Raw genomic sequence first — 21,739 nt, forward strand, 5'->3', positions numbered from 1 at the left:
CCAGAGCGCAAAGGAAACAGGATGTCCAAAGACACACTGAACGTCTCCGGGGTGAAATACACCACGGCTGAGGCCGGGTATTTCGAAAAACGCACCCTCAAACGCACCGCCGGAATCTGGGGCCTTTGGGGTCTCGCCGTCGCCGCCGTTATCTCAGGAGACTTCTCCGGTTGGAACTTCGGAATCGGCTTTGCCGGTTTCGGCGGAATGCTGATCGCTTTCGCACTCCTCATCTTCATGTACTACGGAATGATCTTCAGCATCGGTGAGATGGCCTCGGCCATGCCGCATACGGGAGGCGCGTATTCCTTCGCCCGAGCAGCAATGGGACCCTGGGGCGGTTTCGTCACCGGCCTCGCTGAGACAATCGAATACGTCGCAACTACCGCGGTAATCGTCTACTTCTCTGCGGGCTATGTAGATTTCATTACAAGCAATTTGTTGGACTTCTCGCTTCCCACCCCCGTCTGGTGGCTAATCCTCTACGCCGTCTTCATCGGCCTCAACTCCGCGGGTGCGGCGATTTCCTTCAAATTCGCGATCATTGTTGCGGTAATTTCGATCGCTATCCTTCTTGTGTTCTCGGCGATGGCAGCATTCTCCGGCCTTTTCAGCTGGGACAACCTGTTCGACATCGCTCCGGATCCTGGGCAGTCATCGTTCCTGCCGCACGGCGTGATTCCGATCCTGTTCGCGCTTCCCTACGCGATGTGGTTCTTCCTCGGCATTGAGGAACTTCCTCTCGCCGCTGAAGAGGCACACGACCCGGTTCGCGACATTCCCAAGGCTGGTTTGATCGCACGCACAACCCTGATCATCACGGGACTGTTGGTGCTGTTCCTTAACACGGGCATCGTCGGAGCCGACACGATTTCGAGCTCGGGCGAGCCACTGCTCGACGGCTTCCGCGCCATTGTGGGCGACCAGGCCGCTGCAGCTCTAGCCCTGTTTGCACTGATCGGACTACTCGCATCGCTGCAGGGAATCATGTTCGCCTATGGGCGCAACATGTATTCACTCTCACGTGCTGGCTACTACCCGAAGTTCCTTTCGCTCACGGGTAAGCGCCAGACTCCCGCGGTCGCCCTGCTCGTAGGCGCGATCATCGGCTACGTGGCGCTCGTGCTTGTTGATTCGCTCGGTGGCGCTGACGGTGTAGCCGGTGCGATCGTTCTGAACATTGCCGTGTGGGGTGCCGTGATCGCTTACGTTCTGCAGATGGTGTCGTTCTTGATCCTGCGCAAGAAGTTCCCGAACGCGAGCCGCCCGTACCGCAGCCCTTGGGGTGTTCCCGGTGCGATCATCGCCGGCGTTCTTTCGTTGGCGATCTTCTTTGGGTTCTTCATCAACGAACCCGCTCGCCCCGCCATCGGTGCAATTGCGGTGGTCTACATCGTGATGCTCGTCATCTTTGCCCTCTACGGTCGCAAGCGTCTCGTGCTTTCGCCTGAGGAGGAGTACGCAATCTCTGGCGGTCTCCACGGCGATCCTCAGAAGGAGGGCTATGGCGGTGCCGTCGAGGAGGAACTCCTCGCCACCGACGGTCGGGACGAACCCCGCATCTAAGGAGTTCTTGTGTTCCCGTCGGCTGCGTTCGTCGCGTCGACGGGAACACAATTTCACCGCAGCGAATGACTGCTCTGAGTGCGATCATGGAACCACCCCAATGATCGGAGCATCGGATGCCTCACCCCCTCATCACCGCGAATGAACTCGCTGCGCTGCTCGACGACGCAGCCAGTGGGGGAGCGCCCATTCGCGTTCTCGATGTGCGCTGGAGTTTGGGCGGACCAGACGGGCTGCCTCTCTATGAGGCGGGTCATATTCCCGGAGCCGTCTATGTCGATCTTGATACCGAACTCGCGCGTCACGGTGAACCTCACGAAGGTCGCCATCCTCTTCCTGCTGTGGCTGATTTCCAGTCAGTCGCGCGACGCTGGGGGATCAACGATGGCGACACCGTTGTTGTGTACGACGACTGGAATAGTCTCGCCGCGGGCCGCGCTTGGTGGCTGCTGCGCTACATGGGTGTCGAGAACGTGCGGGTGCTCGATGGTGCGCTTTCCGCGTGGACGGCGGCAGGGCATCCACTCGCAGCAGGTTTAGCTGACATCACGAACGCTCAACCCGGCACGGTAACGCTGAGTACCGGCAACGAACCTGTATTGAGCACGGATGACGCTGCCGCTCTTGCCGAGACTGGTGTGCTGCTTGATGCGCGGGCGGGCGAGCGCTACCGCGGTGAGGTCGAGCCAATCGATCCCCGAGCCGGTCACATCCCGGGAGCGATCAGTGCACCCGCCTCGGGCAACCTCAATGACGCTGGTCACTTCCTCGATCCAGAAACGTTGCGCGAGCGCTACGAGGCTCTCGGTGTCAGCCTCGATCGGGCGGTTGGGGTGTATTGCGGCTCTGGCGTTACGGCGGCGCACGATGCTCTGGCGTTGACCGTTGCTGGCTTCCGACCGGCGCTCTTTCCTGGTTCCTGGTCGGCGTGGGCCAACCAGCCCGAGCGACCGGTCGCGACCGGCGCTACCCCGTAACTCGAACCACTGCGTAGCTCGCAACGTCGCGCCTGTCCTGTTAACCACGAAGGGCCCCGACACCGCAGTGTCGAGGCCCTTCGTGTGCAGAGGTTAGGAAATAACGTCCTGCAGTAGTTCTTCGTTGAGGTTCTTGCGGGTCAGCGACACGATGTAGCCGATCACGAGAACGATGAATGGGGAGAGCACGAGGAACCAACCGAAGGCGTTGAGTCCGAATGCGGTGACCGTCGGGTCAACACCGGCATTAAGCGTGAGTTCACCGGCAAGGAGGCCGAAGCGCGACATCAGTAGGTACTCGGCGAGCACGAGACCGATGAAGGCCAGGATCGGCGCGATCATCGTGACGAAGATGTTTTCGGTGCCCTTATTCTGCAGGAAGAAGCGGATGATCGCGATGCAGACGAGCGCTTCAATCAGCACAATCGCTACAACTGCGAGGCCACTGAACCAGAAGAACATGTTGCCGATGGGGTCGAGCTGGAAGACAGCGAAGAGGAACATCACGATTCCGGTGATGACCGACACGATGATGGATGCGCGGCCAGGAGCTCCGCGACCGTTCACGGTTCCGACTGAGCTGGCGATGACGCCACCGCGGCCGAGGGCGAAGAGGTACCGGCTTGCCGCGTTCTGGAAGGCGAGAAGTCCAGCAAACAGACTCGATAGTACGAGGATGCTCATGAGCGTTGCGAGCCACGGGCCAACATATTGGCTGGCCAGGGTGAACAGTACTGCGGCGGGGTCTTCGAGACCTGCCGAGCGTTCAAGGGTCTCTTCGATAACGTTTGAGGCGCCCATTCCGGTGACAAGTGCGAATGCGGTGAACGCGAAGAGCACCGTGATGAGGCCAACCGCGAGGTACGTAGCGCGGGGTACTGCGCGCTTCGGGTCCTTGCTTTCCTCGCCGTAGATGGCAGTTGCTTCGAATCCGATGAACGATGCAAAGGCGAAGGCGAAGGCGATTCCGGCGGAACCGGCAAGGCCACCGGCCAGAATCAGGTCAGGGGAGAAGGATGCTGCCCAGTTGAGCCCTTCTGGGCCACCATCGGCGAGGATCGCGACGGCCGCGATGATGAGCACCGTAAGTTCGGCGAGCATCAGCACACCGAGCAGCTTGGCGCCGATGTCGACTCGCGCTAGTGAGAGCGCGGTAACGACGAGCCAGGCGAGAAGTGTCCAGCCCCACCAGGGGAGCAGCCCGACCTGGCCGGCCATGACGCCGCCGAAGAAGCCGTAGATTGCGAGCTGAATCGTGAGGTAGGCAAGCACCGAAACGAATGATCCTGCGATTCCGGCGTTGCGACCGAGTCCGCGCCCGATGTACGCGAAGAAAGCTCCGGCGTTGGTTACACGCTGGCTCATTGCGGCATAGCCGACACTGAACAAGAGAAGGATGATTCCCGCGAATAGGTAAGCACCGGGGGCTGCTGCTCCGTTGCCAAGAACAATGGCGACGGGTACCGCGCCCGTCATTCCGACGAGCGGTGCGGCTGCTGCCACAACAAAGAAGACAATTCCGATTACGCCGAGTCGCCCTTTGCGCAGGGTCCGATCGGGGCTTTCCTGGGATTTCTGGTCAAGCGCCATGGTGAAACTCCTCGTTGAGTTCTGAATCAAGTCGTCCGTATCCGAACGAGTTGGGTACAACAATGGCGAAGACAGGGTGTCTTAGTCAAGCTATTTAGGAAATTCATTCGGATACGAACCGTTTTGGGCTACACTCTGGCGCATGACCGAACTCAAAGGATTCCTTCCCCCGCTCACCCCGCAAGGGTCAAGTTCGCTCGTGCCGAAGATGCCCTGGTACTACTCGGGAACGCTACTCACTGTCGAGTATTTGACCGATCCAGCAAACGTGCGCGCGATTCTTCCTGACGATATTGACCTTGCCCCTGAGCAGCCTGGCGCCGTTGCCATCGTCTGGGCTGACTGGCAATCGTGCAGCACTGGCGGCCTCGAGTTGCTGGACCCCGTGCGCGCCCAGTATCTCGAAGCGTTCATGGTTGTGCGTTGCTCGCACAAGGGCATCGTGTACAGCCGCTGCGTCGCCATTTGGGTGAACAAAGACTTCGCCATCGGCCGTGGTTGGTTCCAGGGTTACCCCAAGAAGCTCGGCAACATCGCGGTCACGCGGGTGTTCAATGCCGGCAAGGCAACGCCAAAGCTCGAGAACGGCGGCCAATTCGGTGCCTCCATCGCGGCCTACGATCACCGCCTCGCGTCCGCGGTTGTTACGCTGCGCGAGCCTGCCGAGAGCAATGGTTTTGTCAACGGGCACAAGATGCTGCACAGCCGGTTCATGCCATCCATTAGCAAGGATGCCGGCATGTCGCTCGACCAGCTCATCACCATGGGTGGCACTGATGTTGAGATCGGCGAAACCTGGAAGGGCGATGCGGAACTTCACTTGGGTGACTCGCAGTGGGATGAACTGCACTCGATTCTGCCCGTCGAAGAGATTCTCGGCGGCTACTATCGCGAGATCGGTGTCACGTTCAATGGTGGCGAACTCGTAGAGGACCGCTCACAGGCGATCTAAGTTTCTTTAGTACCAAGAGAAGCCCCGCCGACCTGCTCGGCGGGGCTTCGTGCGTTATTGAGCCCGGGACCAGAAAAATGAACGCTACGCGCTAGGCCGGAGGCGACGCGCAGAACGGCAGCACACGGGACCACAGCAGTTCAGTGGATTCTGCGTCAAACTCTGCTGGCAGGGAGCTGTCGGTAAACAAGTGGCCGGCACCCGGATAGTCGAACACCTCGACTGGCGCTCCCGCAGCGCGCACCAATTGCGTGACCGCGTCTATCTCGGCCTGGCTGCGAAAAGGATCATCGAGCGCGTAGTGAATTTGAGCGGGAACCCCGGCGGGCCAGGCGTCGACGCCGAGCATCGACAGATCTAACGCACCCGAGAACATCAGAACTCCAGCCACAATTCGTTGGGTCGCTACGTACTCCGCCATGCCGCCGCCGTTGGAGAACCCTGCCGTGATGAAACCATCAGGCAGGTGCTCGACGGCCTGCGCGGCGAGACTCATGAGCGCTGGGTAACCAATGGCTTCGGCGAACTCGCTCGCTTCGTCATACGAGTCGAAGGTGCGGCCACCGTACTGATCGACAGCGGTGACGTTGTGACCCTCGGCTCGCAGCCGCTCGGCCGCATCATCAAAGCCAGGGCGTGCGCCAAGAACGGAGTGAAACAACGCGATATTTGTCATGAAATTAGTGTGCCTGCGACGACTGACACTCTGTCAAGAGGCGGGCGTCGCAGACACACATTCGCGCTAGCGATTTAGTAGTCGGCGAAGTACTCGTCGATCTCCCATTGGCTTACGTCGCGGGTGTTGTTGTCGGCGACTGAGTCCTCGTAGCGGCGCACTTCGTCACGCTTGAGCACACTGAAGACATCGATGATTGTGCTGCCCATTGCGCTTCGCATGACGGTGTCGTCGTCTAAGACGTCGAGAGCGGCCTTGAGCGACATCGGCAGGATGGGGGCGGAGTTGTCTTCGTACGCCCATCCTGCGACCGGCGCTGGGGCTGTGAGGCTCCGTGTGATGCCGTCAAGGCCGGCGGCCAGAACGGAGGCGATGAGCAGGTACGGGTTTGCGGCAGCATCCCCGAGTCGCATTTCGAGTCGGGTGCCGGCGCCGCGCTCGGGCGGAACTCGCAGCATTGCGCTGCGGTTATCGTGGCCCCAGTTGGCGCGGTACGGAGCGAGCGTGTCTGGTCCAAGTCGCTTGTAGGCGTTTACCGTGGGGTTCGAGAGCGCTGCGATGGCTCCGGCGTTTTCGAGGATGCCAGCAATCATGTGGTTGGCGACCTCCGAGAGGCCTTGCCCGCCATCCGACATGATGTTGTTTCCCTGTTCGTCGACGACCGAGAAGTGAAGGTGGAATCCACTTCCGCCTTCGTCGTCCCACGGCTTGCCAACGAAGAGAGCGTGCTTGCCAGTGTGAGCGACGATGTCGCGGACTGCCGTTTTGAAGAGGAAGGTTCGGTCGGCGGCATCCAGAGCTTCGGAATGCCAAAGATTGATCTCGTACTGCGAGGGACTGAATTCGTGGTTGCCGGCGAAGACACCGATATCCATACCGTCGAGCATGCGCATGAGGTGGAGAAACTGTCCGCCTGGGTCGACGCTTTCGCCGGTTGTGTAGACGCGACCGGTGCGGCTGAGGCTGCGGCTCCAGCCGTTCTCTTCGTCGTAATTCGCGATATAAAACTCAAGCTCTGGGCCGAGGGTGGGGGTGAGGCCGATGGCTTTGTATTGGGCGATCACACTCTGCAGAACGGATCGGGGCGCAACCTCGCTGACACTGTGGTCGGGGTTGAAGGCGTCACCGACCACCATCGCGACACCAGGCTCCCACGGCATCATCGTCAGCGTATTCGGGTCGATCTGGGTCAGAAGGTCGGGAAGACCGGATGTCATGATGTCGTTGCCATCGAGCACATCGCCGCCCGTGGTTGTGACCCAGACTCCTTGGCAAAACAGCGGTGACTTGCTGTGGTGCAGTTGGCTGACGAGAAGATCTTTTGAGCGGGTAATTCCGAGCACGTCCGGGAAAATCAGGCGCAGAACATCGATCCCTTTTGCCTGCAAGTCTGCTTGAAGCGCTGCTATGTCGAGAGTCATTCTTCCTCCGAAAAATAAATCGTTCGGCACTGAACGATTAGTGAGATACTAAGCCACATAGCGGTGTGGCTGTCCACTCATCGCGAGAAATTTACCTGAAAGGTACACAGATGAGAGCTCTCTTGGTGCAACACGATCACGTCACCGCCAGCGGCCCAGTCGGCGATCGACTGCGTGAGCGCGGCTTTGAGATTGACGAAATCATGGTTGTCGCCGAGGAGAATTTCGATAACCCCAATGTGGACTTCGAATTTCCGGATGTGTCGCAATACGACCTTGTGATTCCCATGGGTGCGCCGTGGGGGGCGTGGGATGACACCTGCATCGGCCGATGGTTGGCTCCGGAACTTGACTGGGTGCGTGCGACTATCGAGGCGGACATCCCGGTGCTCGGAATTTGCTTTGGAGGCCAGCTCATTGCTCGCGCCCTCGGCGGCACCGTAGCGCGGGGCGAAAAGGCTGAGATCGGCTGGACGGCGATTCACAGTGACGACACCTCGCTTGTATCGAATGGCCCGTGGTTTCAGTTTCACTATGACCAGTGGACGATGCCCGCCGGCGCCGTCGAAATTGCCCGCAACCCGGTTGCGCCTCAAGCATTCACCTACGGCCGAAGTCTTGCCGTGCAGTTTCATCCCGAGCTCAACGCCGCAATTCTCGAGGGCTGGCTCGATCAGGGCGGTATCGACGAAGTGGTCGCCGACGGGCAGAACCCTGCGGCCATGATCGCGCAAACGCGCGCGGAAGAAGTGGTCGCGGGGGAGCGCACTGCTGCACTCGTTGATGCCTTCCTCGACCGCGTAGCCAAGCTCGGCTAACAGCACGATCGCGACAAAAGAGTCTTCAGGATTCTGACGGTTGAGCTTTGACCACGGTGAGGAGAAACACAGAATCTTCGAGCGCGTCCACGGCATGAATCGCGGTCGGGATCGGCAGGAGATCACCTGGCGTGCCCTCCCACGACTCGTCGGCGGTGCGCAGCGTGATGTGGCCAAGGAGAACTTGCAACGTAGCTTCTCCGGGGCTGGAGTGGTCGGAGAGGCCCTCACCGGCGCGAAGGGCCATTAGGGTCTGTCGGAGCTGGGCATCGCGTCCACCGCAGATGGTCACGGCGCTGCGCCCATTATTCGACGCGACAGCACTCGCCAATTCCGTCGCTGCCATCTCAGTCAAAGAAACCGTTGTCTTCATTTCGTGACGCCCTTCCTGCTCGGGTCGCCGCACTGCGCCCTAGGGTAAAGCTACCGCAGGGCCGCCTCAGCGCAGCGTTTCGAGGGCCGCCATCACTGTGACGGTCTCGGTGTCAGGGTTCACGAAAGCAAGCCGCAACACGCTTTGGCCGCGCCAGGAGGTCGGCACGCACAGGATGACGCCGTCGTGCGCAGACTGTTTAGACCACTCGGAATACTGCTCAGCGGTCCAGCCAGTGCGCACAAAAAGCAGCACCGAGAGTTCGGGTTCGCGCACGATTTCGAGGTAGTCGGTCGCCTCAATCGCACGGGCGACTTCGCGCGCCGTCGTCACCGAGCTTTCGATGGCATCTCGATACTTGTCGGTGCCGTGGGTGGCGAGGCTGAACCACAGCGGCAGCCCGCGCACGCGACGCGAGAGGTGCAGGGCGAGCTCGCTTGGGTTCCACTCATTGCGGTCGATCGCATCCAGATAGCTGGCGTGCTGGGAGTGTACGGCGCGCGCTAGCTCAGGCTGGCGATACACGAGGGCACAACAGTCATAGGGCGCAAAGAGCCACTTGTGGGGGTCGACGATAAAGCTATCTGCCCGTTCAATTCCGTCGAAGAGATGGCGGATGCTCGGGGCTGCGAGCCCTGCACCGCCATAGGCGCCGTCGACGTGCATCCACACACCGAACTCTTCGCACACTTCGGCGATGTCGGCAAGGTCGTCGACGAGGCCTTCGTTGGTTGTTCCAGCGGATGCCACGACAGCAAAGACGTTGGGTGACTGTTCGAGAACGGCCCGCAGGGCTGCCCCGGTCATGTGCCCTCGCTCGTCAATGGGGACATCGACGACGTCGACGTCGAGCGCTTTCGCGGCGGAGTTGATCGATGAGTGAGCGTTCGTGGTGCAGGCAAGTTGCCAACCGCCGGCCGGGCGTCCGCCGCGACGAGTCTTGGCCGTTTCGCGCGCGGTCATGAGCGCGGAGAGGTTGCCGGAGGTGCCACCAGAGACGAACGTGCCGCCGGCGGTGTCTGGCCAGTCGAGCAGGCTGATGATCCACTCAAGGGCTTGATTTTCGGCAAAGATTGCGCCAGCACCGGACTCCCAGAGGCCGCCAAAAATATTGGCGGCACTCGTGACGAGGTCGAAGGCGACTGCAGCTCGGGTGGGAGCGGCAGCAATGTAGGCGAGGTTGAGCGGGTCATCTTGAGCGCGGGTTGCTGGCTCAAGAATTTCGTCAAAAATGCGCAGTGCTTCTGCGCCACCAATGCCTTCCGGGCGGATCGCGTCGCCGACCGCTGCCGCCAACTCGGCCGCAGGCCGTGCTGTCGACAGTGGGTCGGTTTCGCGAACCATTCGCTTGGCGGTCCAGTCGAGGGCGAGCTGTACTACTTCAGTCTCGTCGCCCCATACTGCGTGTGGTCTGCCTTGTGGCCGAACTTCACTCATGTGACTACCTCGCTCATGGGCCTACTTTGCTAGTTCGACGCTTACCGGGAGTCGTTTGATTCCGTTGACGAAATTGCTGCGCAGACGGTCAGGTTCACTGAGCTTCGTCATTCCGGAGATCCGGGGCAACAGGTTCTCGAACATGATACGGATCTCTAGCCGTGCAAGAGAGTTTCCGAGACACATGTGCGGGCCTCCGCGACCGAATGCCATGTGCTCGTTGGGGTTACGGGTGACATCCATCTTGTATGGGTTTTCGAACACTTCGGGGTCACGGTTGCCTGCAGCGAACCACGTGACGACCTTCTGGCCTTCTTTGATGGCCTGGCCGTTGATCTCGGTGTCTTTCGTCGCAGTGCGACGGAAGTGGTAGACCGGGCTGGCCATGCGCAGGAATTCTTCAACAGCCCAGGGGATCAGCTCGGGCTTTTCCTGCAGGAGAGCCATCTGGTCAGGGTTGTCCATGAGGTAGTTCATGGAGTGAGTGATCGTGTGGCGCGTGGTTTCATTGCCGGCGACGACGAGCAGCAGGAAGTAGCTGTTGAAGTCGCGCTCGCTGAGTTCCTTGCCGTCCATTGGCGTCTGATTGACGAGGCGCGAGACGAGGTCGGTGCCGTCTTTGCCGCGGCGTTCGTTGGCAAGAGCGTTGCCGTATTCGAACACTTCGAGGGCGGCGGGGGAGCGGAACGGCAAGAGCCGGTACTGCTCGCTCTCAGCGGAGCTCGCGAGAACATCGGCGTGTTCCGGATCGTCGTTGCCGATCATCCGGTTGCCCCAGTCAATGAGCTTGTAGATATCGGTGTCTGGCACGTCAAGCATTTTGGCGAGCACACGGATGGGGAAGTCGGCCGCGACCTGGTCAACGAATTCGAATTCTTTGTTCGCGAATGCCGCATCGAGAGTGCTGGCGGTGAGACCACGGAGGAAGGTCTCGTAGCCCGCAACCGCCCGAGGGGTGAACTCGCCCTGCATGAGACGACGCAGCGCACGATGACGAACGCCATCGGTTTCGAGCATCGATTTGCGTGCTTCGATTTGGTCAGCGTCGAGTTCTTCGAGGTTGACGGTTCCGCGTTCGCTCGAGAACGTCTCGGTGTCTCGCAACACGGAGACGATGTCGTGGTACCGAGTGAGCGACCAGAAGCCGTGGTTGGGCGCCGGTTCTTCCGACCAGTGCACGGGTGCCTCTGCTCGAAGCTTGTCGAATACGTTCCAGGGTGTGCCGTTCTCGAACAGATCTAGGTCTGCCAGGGTGACGTTCGCCATTGAAGTCAACTCAATCCTCCGTGGGTTGTTTGGATACAAACAATATGCCACATCGTCACGATTCTGCGAGCGATGCGGACAAAAACTTTCTGAACGCCGGGGGTTGGATAGAGTAACGACAGCTAAATGCGAGCGAGGGGACCCTCCGTGGCCGGACCACACACACTCACTGAAACAGAGCGTCAAGTGCAGGAGAAAGTTGGCGGGTTACCGCTGGACTACTCGGCGATGGCAGTTGCTTCGAATCTGTTTCGCGCAGCGAACGCCGTGCGGAACCACTTTGAACGCACGGTGCTTTCTGAGCACAACCTGTCGTGGACGGCTTTTGTTGTGCTGTGGGTCACGTGGATTTGGGAGCCCATCGAGACGCGCCAGATCGCGCTCGAAGGAGGATTTTCGAAAGCCACTCTCACCGGCGTTCTCTCCACTCTCGAGCGTCGTGGCTGGCTCACTCGCGCTCGCAGCGTCAGTGACGGTCGTCTAGTTGTGGTGAAGCTCACTGATCGCGGCCGCGAACTGATGGTGGAGCTTTTTCCTGCGTTCAACCTGCAGGAGCAGGCCGTTACTGGCCCCGTAGATCCCAACAAGCGTGAAGAGCTCGCGGAGATGCTTCGAGTGATTACCGCTGGTGTCGAGCCAAAGAACTAGCTTTCCCGCGGTTTTTTAGTTGCCGGATGCCCCGAACTCTTGTTTGGGCTCGAATCACTCGCTAAGGTAAGTCATTAGCATCCGAATGACTTAACGGCGAGCGATTCGAGACGGGAACACTATGACCAACGTTGAAGTAGCCGGAGTGACCGTCGATACGCGGCACTTCATCAATGGAGAACGCGTCGCCTCAGACGACACCTTCACCAACGTGTCACCGATCGATGCCAGCGCACTCGGTGAGATCTCCCGAGGCGGTCAACGCGAAGTTGACCTGGCCGTCGCCGCCGCTCGCGCCGCCTTCCCCGGCTGGGCTGCCACCAGCCCCCAGGACCGTGCAGCGATCATGCACAAGATCGCCGACCTCGTCGAAGAACGTGTCAGCGACCTCGCCAACGTTGAGACGATGGACAACGGCGCGCTGCTGCGCAGCCACCTGCGCGGCGTGATGCCGCGAGTGGCCCACAACTTCCGTTTCTTCGCTGACTACCTCGTGAACGACCTCGGGCATCCCGACTTCGAAACTCGAGGCCACAACAACCACGTCTCGTGGGACCCTTCGGGAGTCGCCGCGCTCATCACGCCGTGGAACGCACCGCTGATGCTCGCCACGTGGAAGATCGCCCCGGCGCTCGCCGCTGGCGACACGGTCGTGCTGAAGCCGGCCGAATGGACGCCGCTCACGGCCTCCCTCTTCGCCGACATCACCGCCGAAGCTGGCCTTCCCGCCGGCGTGTTCAACGTCGTTCAGGGGTACGGAAAAGAAGCGGGCGCCGCGCTTGTCGCCCACCCCGACCTCAGCCGCATTTCGTTCACCGGCTCGGTGCCGACGGCCAAGTCGATTGCCCGCGCGGCCGCTGACAACCTCACTCCGTGCAGCTTCGAGCTCGGCGGTAAGAGCCCCTGCATCGTGATGGAAGACGCCGACCTTGAACTCGCGGCTACCCTCGCGGTTGAGCAGTACGACAACGCTGGGCAGGTCTGCCTCTCGGGCACGCGCATTCTTGTTCACGAGAACATTGCGGATGCCTTTGCCGAAGCATTCAAGGCCAAGGTCGCGACCCTGCGCCAGGGTGACCCGCGCGACCTCGAGACCGACATCGGTCCGCAGGTTCACCGCGTGCACTTCGAGCGCATTAAGGGATTCGTCGATCGCGCGAAAGAAGGCGGAGCAGACATCCTCTTCGGAGGCGGCCCCAACGCTGAACTCGGCGGGCTCTACTTCTCGCCGACGCTCGTCAAGAACCCCGAGGTCGGCAGTGAAATTGTCACGCAGGAGGTCTTCGGGCCGGTGCTGACGATGCAGACCTTCACGACGGATGACGAACTCGTCGACATGGCGAACGGCACCGAATTCGGTCTCGCCGCCATTCTCGTTTCGGGCAACCGCGAGCACGCCGACGTTATCGCCAAGCAGCTGGTGGCCGGCACGATCTGGGTCAACTGCTTCTTCGTGCGCGACTTGCGGGCCCCCTTCGGCGGCTCCAAGAAGTCGGGGGTTGGCCGCGAGGGCGGCACTTGGTCGTTTGATTTCTACGCAGATGTAAAGAACACGGTGGTTTCACCGAACGGATGGAAGGAATAGTCATGGGAGAAGTTGTTGGCGCTGGGCTGATCGCTCACGTACCTACGATCATGTTGCCCAAAGAGATCCGCATGGAACTCAATGAGGGCAAAGATTCAACGCTCGTCGAAGGCCTCGAACGACTCCGCAAGGACTACTTCGAGAATGACGATTACGACACAGTCGTCGTACTCGATAGCCACTGGGCGACCACGGTTGAGTTTGTTGTCACGGCGCACGAGCGTCGTCACGGCAAGTTCACGTCAGAAGAGCTGCCCCGCGGAATGAGCGGCGTTCCCTACGACTTCATTGGAGACCCCGAGCTCGCAAAGCTCATGGGGGAGCAGGCCGAAAAGAACGGCACCTGGATCACTCCGATCGACGACGAATATCTGCCGATCATGTACGCCACAATCAACCTGTGGGAGTACCTGGGCAAGGGTCTCCCCGACAAGAAGTGGGTGAGCGTCTCGATCTGCCAGACCGCGACCGATGAAGACTTCTTGCGCGCGGGGCGTGCCATTGGTGAGGCGATCGCCAAGAGCGACCGTCGCGTCATCCTGCTCGCTTCTGGTGCACTTTCGCACACGTTCTACAAGCTGCGCGATCTGCGCAAGCACGAGATGGCCGATCCGGCCCACATTTTCTCGGATGCTGCCCGCGAGGCAGATTACGAACGTCTCGAGTGGTTCAAGGCTGGCGATCACGCTCAGGTACTTGAGACAATGCCGGCGTTCCAGAAGGTTCGCCCCGAGGCCATGTTCGGCCACTGGCTCATGACCGCTGGCGCCATTGGCGAAGAAGCGTGCACCGCTCCCGGCGTAATGTACAGCGATTACGAAAACTCCATCGGCACCGGTCAGGTGCACGTGTGGTTCCCGAAGCCAGAAGGTGGCTTCCCAGCAGCAAAGGATGTGGTTCTCTCTCGTGACTGAACTCCGCAGAATACTTCTTGATGGATACCCGACGCAGGTAACGCGCCACGGCGAGACTCTCGTCGCTGGCGACGGCCGCGAGGTTGGCGTCGAAGATGCCATCCATTTGCCGCCGACCGAGCCGAGCAAGATCATCGCTGTGCACTTGAACTACGCGAGTCGCACTGAAGAGTTCATGACGAAGCTGCCGTCGGCTCCGACCTACTTCCAGAAGCCGGTTACCGCACTCAACACCCACAAGGGTGATGTTGTGCGGCCTGAAGGCTGCAAGTGGTTGAACTTCGAGGGTGAAATTGTCATCGTTATCGGTCGTACGTGCCGCAACGTTTCGCCAGAGCAGGCCAGCGACTATATCGCCGGTTACTCGATCGGCAACGACTACGGTCTGCACGATTTCCGAGACACGGATGCCGGTTCAATGCTGCGCGTCAAGGGAAGCGACACGCTCGCCCCGGTCGGCCCCGGTCTCGTCACGGACTGGGATTTCCGCGGCAAGCAGTTGCGCACCATCGTGAACGGTGAGGTCAAGCAAGACGACAACACCGACAACATGGAGTGGGACATGAACTACCTCGTGGCCGACATCGCACGCACGATCACGCTGAGCCCCGGCGACATGCTGTTCTCGGGAACGCCAGCGTTCTCGCGTCCGGTGCAGCCTGGCGACGTTGTCGAGGTCGAAGTTGAAGGCCTGGGCAAGCTCACGAACCGTATCGTTACGGGCCCGACTCCGATCCGCACCGACGTGGGGGCACAGCCCACGGAGAGTGAAGAGGTAATGTCGACCGCAATGGGTGGCGACTGGGAGTTCCGAGGCATTCGAACTCCGTCGAAAGATCTCTACCCGTCGAAAGTTGAGGAAAAGCGATGATCAAAATTGAAGTCGACATGAACCAGTGCCAGCACTACGGCCAGTGTGTGTTCGAGGCACCAGACAACTTCAAGCTCAACGACGACGACAAGCTTGAGTATGTGGCGGAAGCGCCCGACTCGGAGCGCGACAACATTGAAGCCGCTGTTGATGTGTGCCCGATGCAGGCCATTCGAATCGTCGAATAGTGTCTGAGGCTAACCCCGCCGCACCGGTCGTTATTGTCGGTGCGGCGATGGGTGGGCTGCGCGCGGCGGAGTCTCTTCGTCGTTCGGGCTACACCGGTGCGATCCGCGTAGTTGGCGACGAGCTGCATGCGCCCTATAACCGTCCGCCTCTGTCGAAAGAGGTGTTGGCCACGGACGTGACCCACGAGGCTGTGGCGTTTCCGTCGCGCGCTGAGATGGGTGATGTTGAGTGGATGCTCGGGGTGCGGGCATCCGCGGTCGACCTTGATGCGCGAACCCTGACCACTGACGACGGCAACGTGCAGGAGTGGCGTGCGCTCGTTATCGCGACGGGCCTGCGAGCTCGCCGCTTGGATTTTGCCCCGATTGCTGGCCGTCACGTTGTTCGTTCACTGGATGACGCGATGGCGTTGCGCGCAGAGCTCACTGAGGGTGCGCGCGTTGTTGTTGTCGGTTCGGGCTTCTTGGGTTGCGAACTGAGCGCAACCGCTCGCAAGTTGGGTTGCTCGGTCACGATTGTGACGCCGAGCGTTGAACCGATGATTCGTCCACTTGGGTCGTTGGTGGCGAAAGAAATGCGCCGCCGGCTCACCGAGGAGGGCGTGGACATTTTCTCTGGCGTGACGGTTGCGGCGATCAATGGCGAGACTTCGGTTGAGTCTGTTGAGCTGAGCGACGGCCGTGTCATTGATACTGACGTTCTGATCGAGTCGGTCGGATCGGACTGCAACATTGAGTGGCTTGAGGGCACTGATCTCGATTTGAGTGATGGGGTGCTCGCCGATAATGCGATGCGCGCGGTGACTGTCGATGGTGTCGCTCGCGATGATGTTTATGTCGTTGGCGATATTGCGCGCTTTCCGAACCCCATGTTCGATGATGTTCCGCGTCGAATCGAGCACTGGAATATTCCGACTGACACCGGCAAGCGTGCTGGTGCTGTGTTGGCGGCGCGCCTGGCCGACGATGAAACCTTTGCTGAGGTCGTGGCGAAACCGTTCGCTCCGATGCCCTCATTCTGGTCGAACCAGTTCGAGATCAAGCTGCAGGCTTATGGCCTTTTGGGTTTGGTGTCGGATGATGACATCCGCATCCTCGAAGGGGATCTCACCGAGCAGGCTGCCGTGGGCTACTACCGCGACAACCGTCTCGTTGGCGTGCTGGGTGTTGGCATGAAGGCCGCGCTGCTGCCGTATCGCAAACTCATTGCTGAGGGTGGCGTTTAGCTTTTCTGCTTTCGTTCCCGGCCTGTTGCTGGGGTCGGGTCGTAGGGTGGGGGAATGACTTCCGCTTCGACTATTGCTGTAGCCCAGTTCGCCCCCGGTGACGATCGCGATGGGAACATCGCGACGATCACTGAGCTTGCTGAGCGGGCGGCGTCACGTGGTGCGAGCTTTGTGGTGTTCCCCGAGTACTCGGCCTACTTCACGCCGACAATGGGTGATGACTGGTTGGCGGCGGCCGAACCTCTCGATGGTCCTTTCGTTCAGGCGCTGACGTCATTAGCGCAGCGGTTGCGCATTCATGTCGCTGCCGGAATGTTGGAGTCGAGCAATGAAATCGGCCGCTTCTCGAACACTCTCGTGGCGATCGCTCCGACAGGTGCTCTGGTTGCGACTTACCGCAAGCAGCATCTCTACGATGCGTTTGGTCAGCGAGAATCCGACTGGGTCATTCCGGGGTCGATTGGTGCGCCGGAGACGTTCTCGTGGGAGGGCTTCACTGTCGGTTTGCAGACCTGTTACGACATCCGTTTCCCTGAAGTGTCTCGCCGTTTGGTGAATGCCGGAGCCAACCTCATTGTCGTGCCTGCCGAGTGGGTGCGTGGGCCGCTGAAGGAGTATCACTGGCGCACACTTCTCACGGCACGGGCGATTGAGAACACTATTTTTGTGGCGGCCGCCGATCATGCACCGCCAATTGGTGTTGGCCACAGCATGGTCGTCGACCCGATGGGCGTTGAGTTGGTGACGATTGGTGAGCGAACGGATGTCGCGGTCGCCCACATTGAGCACGCTCGCCTTGATGAGGTGAGGGCGATCAATCCCGCGCTGGAGCTGCGCCGTTATGGTGTGCATCCGCGCGAAGAGCGGTAGCGCTCCCAGGACTTAGTGGCGCGGTTTCATTCCGGAGAGCTGGGCGGCAGCGCGGTCGAGCACGTCGGTTTGTTTGCAGAACGCGAAGCGGATGAGCGTGTTGTAGTCGCCATGGTTTTCGGGGTGTACGAAGGCGGTGACGGGGATTCCGACGACACCCGCGAGGTCGGGCAGGGTGCGGCAGAAGTCGGCAGCATCCGTGACTCCGAGGGGTGCGGCATCCGCGATGATGAAGTAGCCAGCTTGGGGTGTGGTGACGTCGAATCCTGCACTGCGTAGACCTGCGCCGAGGGTGTCGCGTTTGCTGGCGAGACCGCTGGCGAGGCCGTCGAAGTAGTCATCTGGTAGCCCGAGACCGACAGCGATTGCGGGTTGGAATGGTGCACCGTTGACGTAGGTGAGGTACTGCTTGACCGCCATGATGGCTTGCAGGATGGGCTGTGGTGCGGTGATCCAGCCAATTTTCCAGCCGGTGGTGTTGAACGTTTTTCCGCCGCTGGAGATGCTGATGGTGCGGTCGAAGGCACCGGGCAGGCTCGCGATGGGGATGTGTTCGTGGCCGAAGGTGATGTGTTCGTAGACTTCGTCGGTCACGATGAGGGCATCGTATTTGTGCGCGAGTTCAACGATGAGTTCGAGGGTTTCGCGACTGAGAACGCTGCCAGTGGGGTTGTGGGGGCTGTTGAGGATGATCAGTCGGGTGCGTCCGCTGAACGCTGCTTCGATGTCGTCGTGGTTGGGCTGAAAGTCGGGGGCCCGCAGCGGAACGGTCACGTGGGTGGCGCGCGCGTAGTTGATTATGGCGCCGTAGGCGTCGTAGAAGGGTTCGAGGGTGATGACCTCGTCGCCTTCGTTAGTGAGTGCGAGGATTGTTGCTGCTAGCGCTTCGGTTGCACCTGCTGTCGCGAGCACTTCGGTGTCTGGATCAATTTCGATTCCGTAAAAACGCTCTTGGTGTTCGGCGATTGCATTGCGCAGCACGGGAAGGCCATTGCCTGGCGGGTATTGGTTGACACCATCGCTGATGGCTTTGCGTGCGGCATCCAAAACTTCGATGGGGCCATCTTCGTCCGGGAATCCTTGCCCGAGGTTGATGGCGCCGGTGCTCACGGCGAGTGCCGACATTTCGGCGAAGATTGTTTGGCTCAATTGCCCGTCGGTGCCGAGCAGCATGGCGCCATTGGCGGCGCGTTCCCAAGATCCAGTAACAGTCATTGTTCCGCAAGCCTAACGAGTTGCGGGGCCGGTTTCAGTTTTTGGCTGTGGAAAGTCGAGCACCTCATTCGTGTGGGCTGTTTAGCGTCGACATATGCGGCTACCGAACCTCGTACGTGCGTCGGGTGGCGCGCTCCTCCTCACTTTGCTGAGCGGATGCGCGCCGCCCGATGCTGCGGCCCCACCTCAACCGACCTCCACCTTCGTTGCGCCCTACGCGACCGACGAAGAAGCCCTTGCGGCGGCGGAGGAGGCCTATGCGGAGTACTCAAGAGTGTCTACTCAGATTCTCAACGCTGGCGGGAATGAAGCGGAGCGTATTTCTGAAGTCACGACTGGCGCCTTTCTTGACTTGTCTCTCGAGTCTTTCGCTGAAGTGAGGGAAAAGGGGCTGAAAGGGCGCGGCGAATCAAGTTTTAGCGGCACGACACTCCAGCGGTACTCGCCCGTCGGTAGCCCTCTCGAAATAGTCGTCGTCTATCTGTGCGAGGACGTTTCTGGGCTCGATGTACTGGATGATTCCGGTAAATCGATAGTGCCGAGCGACCGCGACGATACTCTCATGCTGCAAGTGGTCTTTGATTTCGTCCCGTCGAAGGACTCGCTGAGCGTTTCTGGCGTTGAACGTTGGAGCGAAGATCCATGTTGAGAGTCGGGCTTGCCATTTCTCTCAGCTTTCTGGCGATTACAGGGAGCATAGGTTCCGGCCCCGCCTTGAGCTCTCAAAACAACTCTTGTTCTCGGGTCCTTCTTGCAGCGGGATGCCCCAGCGCAGAAGTCGCCGATGGCGCCGTCGAGCTCGGCGCCACAACCGAGGTGCCCGCGACGGGCGGCACCGCGCCGAACGACAACTCTGCGGATGGCGTCAGTTTTGAGGCTCCCATAGAGCCAGTCAACTCTGTGGGGGAGAGTTGGTGTGATCTTCAGCGACTTCCGTGCGTGCCGTGGACGCCACCCGCCGCTGACACAGCGTCCGGCCCCATCACCATCTCTGACATCGCAAGCTTCCGACCGCAAACGCCAGTCGCGGCAATGCAACCCAACCAGTGGATGATCGTGGGTCTAGACACCAACTTCTATGCCACCGCATCCGCCCACATCGTCAACGGCACCCTCTTTGGTGGAACCGCCCAAGTGCGATTCACGCCCGTTGGATACAACTGGAACTATGGCGATGGAACCACCGCAAGCCTCAACTCCGCAGGCACAACCTGGGCCAAATACAAGATCGCCGAATTCGACCCAACACCAACAAGCCACATCTACAACCAACCCGGCAACTACACAATTACCCTCGCCGTCACCTACACCGCCGAATACCGGGTCGCAGGAACCAACTGGCAAAACGTCATCGGAACCCTCACCATCAACGCCCCACCACTCACCGCAACAGCCGGCCACGCCACCACAGTGCTCGTCGACCAAGACTGCAACACCAACCCCACCGGAATCGGCTGCTAACAACCACAACAGCCACCAACCCACCAACAACAACGCAACACCCCGACGAACTCCTGCCTAGCGCGCAGCCCACCCACAGCCGACCTAAATAGAATGCACAGGTTGGCGATGGAGGCTAGCACCGCTGAAAGGAGCACCCCATGACCGAAAACCCCCAAGAATCCGACCCCAGCAACAACCCCGAAGAAAACAGCACCCCAAGCAACAACCCCGAACCCACACAAACTTCATCCACAGATGCCGTAGCAAACGAAACCGCACCAGTGGAAGCAGCACCCGCAGCACCCGCGACACCCGGCACCGCCGTCACCAGCGCCTACCCAGCCCCGGCAGGTACGCCCAACGCTGCAACCGGAGCAAGCTTCGGCCCCGGCGCGACCGCCGCCGCCGCTGACGCCAACACAGAAACTGCAGCCCCCAAAAAGAAATCGGGCATGACACTCGGACTCGTCGCTGGCTTCGCCATCGTCACGCTCCTCGGAGGCGCATCCGGAGCAGGCGTAGCACTCTGGGCAGTCGGCAACCAAGCAACCTCAGCCGTTAGCGGATCAACAAGCCCCGCCGCCATCACCGTCAACGACCCCGGCAACGCCACCCTCGTCACCTCCGTGGTAGCAAAAGCAGCACCCGCCATCGTCACCATCAACGTGAGCGGGCAAAACACCGGCGGCAGCGGATCAGGCGTCATTATCAGCGCAGACGGCAACGTCATCACGAACGCCCACGTCGTGACCCTCGACGGCAAAGTCGCAGACCCGAAAGTCACAGTCACCACCAACGATGGCCGCCTCCTTTCAGCAACAGTCGTCGGTTTCGACTCCATCTCAGACATCGCCGTCATCCACATCGATGACGCTAGCGATATGCCCTTCATAGACATTGCAGACTCCAGCAAACTCAACGTCGGAGACGCCACCGTCGCTATCGGTGCACCCCTCGGACTCTCCGGTACCGTCACCAGCGGAATCGTCAGTGCCCTCAACCGCAGCATCACCATCGCATCATCGGCCCTGCCAGAAGACCCCGAAACCGCTCCAGAGCCCGACGGAAGCCAAGCCCCCGACCTGTGGAACTTTGACCTCTTCGGCGAAAACGGCAACGGCAGCGGTCAAAGTACAGCGAACGAAGCCTCAGTGGCGCTCTCGGTGATCCAAACGGATGCCGCCATCAACCCCGGAAACTCCGGAGGTGCACTACTGAACTCAGACGGTGAACTCATCGGAATCAACGTAGCCATTGCCTCCTCTGGTGGCACCGCAGGCAGCATCGGTGTTGGATTCGCGATCCCCGCAAATCTGGCCAGCCGCGTCGCAAACGAAATCCTCGAAAGCGGCACAGCAACCCACGGCCTTCTCGGAGCATCCGTCGCCGACGTCACAGACGACCCCGCCCAGAGCGATGCCGAAGTCGTTGGTGCAAGCATCGTCGGCATCTCAGACGGCGGAGCAGCAGCGGATGCCGGACTCAAAGTAGGCGACATCGTCACCAGCTTCGACGGTCTCCCCATCACCAACAAAACTGACCTCACCGCCCAAGTACGCGCGTCCTCGGCCGGCGAAACCACCAGCATCACCTACATGCGCGACGGCAAGGGATACACCGTCGACGTCACCCTAGGTTCGCTCCAGTAACGCGAACCGAACCACGTGCGCGGCACGCACAGGCCAACGCCTGTGCGTGCCGTT

Annotated in this window: 21 protein-coding genes; 14 read left to right on the forward strand and 7 right to left on the reverse strand. The window is 60.3% G+C overall.

Annotated features, from left to right (window positions below; genetic code table 11):
* Positions 1-21: 21 nt before the first annotated feature.
* Positions 22-1,566, forward strand: a complete 1,545-nt coding sequence (locus AC061P_RS04230; protein WP_449648585.1) for an amino acid permease — start codon at positions 22-24, stop codon at positions 1,564-1,566.
* Positions 1,567-1,682: 116 nt separating this feature from the next.
* On the forward strand, positions 1,683-2,543 hold the full coding sequence (locus AC061P_RS04235) for a sulfurtransferase (RefSeq protein ID WP_480391921.1): 861 nt from the start codon (positions 1,683-1,685) through the stop codon (positions 2,541-2,543).
* Between the two features lie 93 nt (positions 2,544-2,636).
* Here AC061P_RS04235 and AC061P_RS04240 read toward each other — a convergent pair whose 3' ends face one another.
* A complete protein-coding gene (locus AC061P_RS04240; protein WP_480391922.1) occupies positions 2,637-4,133 on the reverse strand; it encodes an APC family permease in 1,497 nt (498 codons plus the stop codon).
* A 142-nt stretch (positions 4,134-4,275) separates the two neighbouring features.
* On the opposite strand from AC061P_RS04240, the gene AC061P_RS04245 reads away from it, so the two are divergent.
* Positions 4,276-5,085: an acetoacetate decarboxylase family protein gene (locus AC061P_RS04245; RefSeq protein ID WP_449648582.1), complete on the forward strand. Its 810-nt coding sequence runs from the start codon at positions 4,276-4,278 to the stop codon at positions 5,083-5,085.
* 91 nt (positions 5,086-5,176) lie between these two features.
* Here the strand turns inward: AC061P_RS04245 and AC061P_RS04250 are convergent, their stop codons facing one another.
* Both AC061P_RS04250 and AC061P_RS04255 read right to left on the reverse strand, forming a co-directional pair.
* Positions 5,177-5,761, reverse strand: coding sequence for a dienelactone hydrolase family protein (locus AC061P_RS04250; protein WP_480391923.1), 585 nt, complete (start codon positions 5,759-5,761; stop codon positions 5,177-5,179).
* A 74-nt stretch (positions 5,762-5,835) separates the two neighbouring features.
* Positions 5,836-7,182, reverse strand: coding sequence for a glutamine synthetase family protein (locus AC061P_RS04255; RefSeq protein WP_480391924.1), 1,347 nt, complete (start codon positions 7,180-7,182; stop codon positions 5,836-5,838).
* Positions 7,183-7,292: 110 nt separating this feature from the next.
* Here AC061P_RS04255 and AC061P_RS04260 point away from each other — a divergent pair, with 110 nt between their 5' ends.
* Complete coding sequence (locus tag AC061P_RS04260) at positions 7,293-8,000, forward strand: type 1 glutamine amidotransferase (RefSeq protein WP_480391925.1); 708 nt, start codon at positions 7,293-7,295, stop codon at positions 7,998-8,000.
* Between the two features lie 25 nt (positions 8,001-8,025).
* Here the strand turns inward: AC061P_RS04260 and AC061P_RS04265 are convergent, their stop codons facing one another.
* The 3 genes from AC061P_RS04265 to AC061P_RS04275 form a co-directional block, all read right to left on the reverse strand.
* The gene (locus AC061P_RS04265) at positions 8,026-8,373 is read right to left on the reverse strand and encodes a cupin domain-containing protein (protein ID WP_480391926.1); all 348 of its coding nucleotides are present in this window, start codon (positions 8,371-8,373) and stop codon (positions 8,026-8,028) included.
* A 66-nt stretch (positions 8,374-8,439) separates the two neighbouring features.
* Positions 8,440-9,810 carry a pyridoxal phosphate-dependent decarboxylase family protein gene (locus AC061P_RS04270; protein ID WP_449648577.1) on the reverse strand — a complete coding sequence of 457 codons (1,371 nt, stop codon included), beginning with the start codon at positions 9,808-9,810 and terminating at the stop codon, positions 8,440-8,442.
* A 21-nt stretch (positions 9,811-9,831) separates the two neighbouring features.
* Entirely contained in the window at positions 9,832-11,076 is a 1,245-nt protein-coding gene (locus AC061P_RS04275) for a cytochrome P450 (protein ID WP_449648576.1), read from the reverse strand.
* A gap of 147 nt (positions 11,077-11,223) precedes the next feature.
* On the opposite strand from AC061P_RS04275, the gene AC061P_RS04280 reads away from it, so the two are divergent.
* The 7 genes from AC061P_RS04280 (at position 11,224) to AC061P_RS04310 (ending at position 17,378) form a co-directional block, all read left to right on the forward strand.
* Positions 11,224-11,724, forward strand: a complete 501-nt coding sequence (locus AC061P_RS04280; RefSeq protein ID WP_449648575.1) for a MarR family winged helix-turn-helix transcriptional regulator — start codon at positions 11,224-11,226, stop codon at positions 11,722-11,724.
* Positions 11,725-11,845: 121 nt separating this feature from the next.
* Complete coding sequence (locus tag AC061P_RS04285; RefSeq protein ID WP_449648574.1) at positions 11,846-13,309, forward strand: aldehyde dehydrogenase; 1,464 nt, start codon at positions 11,846-11,848, stop codon at positions 13,307-13,309.
* 2 nt (positions 13,310-13,311) lie between these two features.
* Positions 13,312-14,223, forward strand: a complete 912-nt coding sequence (locus AC061P_RS04290) for a DODA-type extradiol aromatic ring-opening family dioxygenase (protein ID WP_480391927.1) — start codon at positions 13,312-13,314, stop codon at positions 14,221-14,223.
* Positions 14,216-15,094 carry a fumarylacetoacetate hydrolase family protein gene (locus tag AC061P_RS04295; protein ID WP_449648573.1) on the forward strand — a complete coding sequence of 293 codons (879 nt, stop codon included), beginning with the start codon at positions 14,216-14,218 and terminating at the stop codon, positions 15,092-15,094. The genes AC061P_RS04290 and AC061P_RS04295 overlap by 8 nt, the downstream gene beginning before the upstream one ends.
* Positions 15,091-15,282, forward strand: a complete 192-nt coding sequence (locus AC061P_RS04300; protein ID WP_009774276.1) for a ferredoxin — start codon at positions 15,091-15,093, stop codon at positions 15,280-15,282. Before AC061P_RS04295 ends, AC061P_RS04300 begins: the two co-directional genes overlap by 4 nt.
* Positions 15,282-16,508 carry an NAD(P)/FAD-dependent oxidoreductase gene (locus AC061P_RS04305; protein WP_449648572.1) on the forward strand — a complete coding sequence of 409 codons (1,227 nt, stop codon included), beginning with the start codon at positions 15,282-15,284 and terminating at the stop codon, positions 16,506-16,508. Before AC061P_RS04300 ends, AC061P_RS04305 begins: the two co-directional genes overlap by 1 nt.
* A 54-nt stretch (positions 16,509-16,562) precedes the next feature.
* Entirely contained in the window at positions 16,563-17,378 is an 816-nt protein-coding gene (locus tag AC061P_RS04310; protein WP_480391928.1) for a carbon-nitrogen hydrolase family protein, read from the forward strand.
* Between the two features lie 12 nt (positions 17,379-17,390).
* Here the strand turns inward: AC061P_RS04310 and AC061P_RS04315 are convergent, their stop codons facing one another.
* Positions 17,391-18,593: an aminotransferase class I/II-fold pyridoxal phosphate-dependent enzyme gene (locus AC061P_RS04315; protein WP_449648570.1), complete on the reverse strand. Its 1,203-nt coding sequence runs from the start codon at positions 18,591-18,593 to the stop codon at positions 17,391-17,393.
* A gap of 94 nt (positions 18,594-18,687) precedes the next feature.
* Here AC061P_RS04315 and AC061P_RS04320 point away from each other — a divergent pair, with 94 nt between their 5' ends.
* From AC061P_RS04320 to AC061P_RS04330, 3 genes are all read left to right on the forward strand, one after another.
* A complete protein-coding gene (locus AC061P_RS04320) occupies positions 18,688-19,242 on the forward strand; it encodes a hypothetical protein (RefSeq protein WP_480391929.1) in 555 nt (184 codons plus the stop codon).
* Between the two features lie 65 nt (positions 19,243-19,307).
* Complete coding sequence (locus tag AC061P_RS04325; protein WP_480391930.1) at positions 19,308-20,054, forward strand: PKD domain-containing protein; 747 nt, start codon at positions 19,308-19,310, stop codon at positions 20,052-20,054.
* 140 nt (positions 20,055-20,194) lie between these two features.
* Positions 20,195-21,685 carry a S1C family serine protease gene (locus tag AC061P_RS04330; protein ID WP_480391931.1) on the forward strand — a complete coding sequence of 497 codons (1,491 nt, stop codon included), beginning with the start codon at positions 20,195-20,197 and terminating at the stop codon, positions 21,683-21,685.
* Positions 21,686-21,739 lie beyond the last annotated feature (54 nt).

It is taken from the genome of Rhodoglobus sp. G.S.4 (assembly GCF_056619605.1).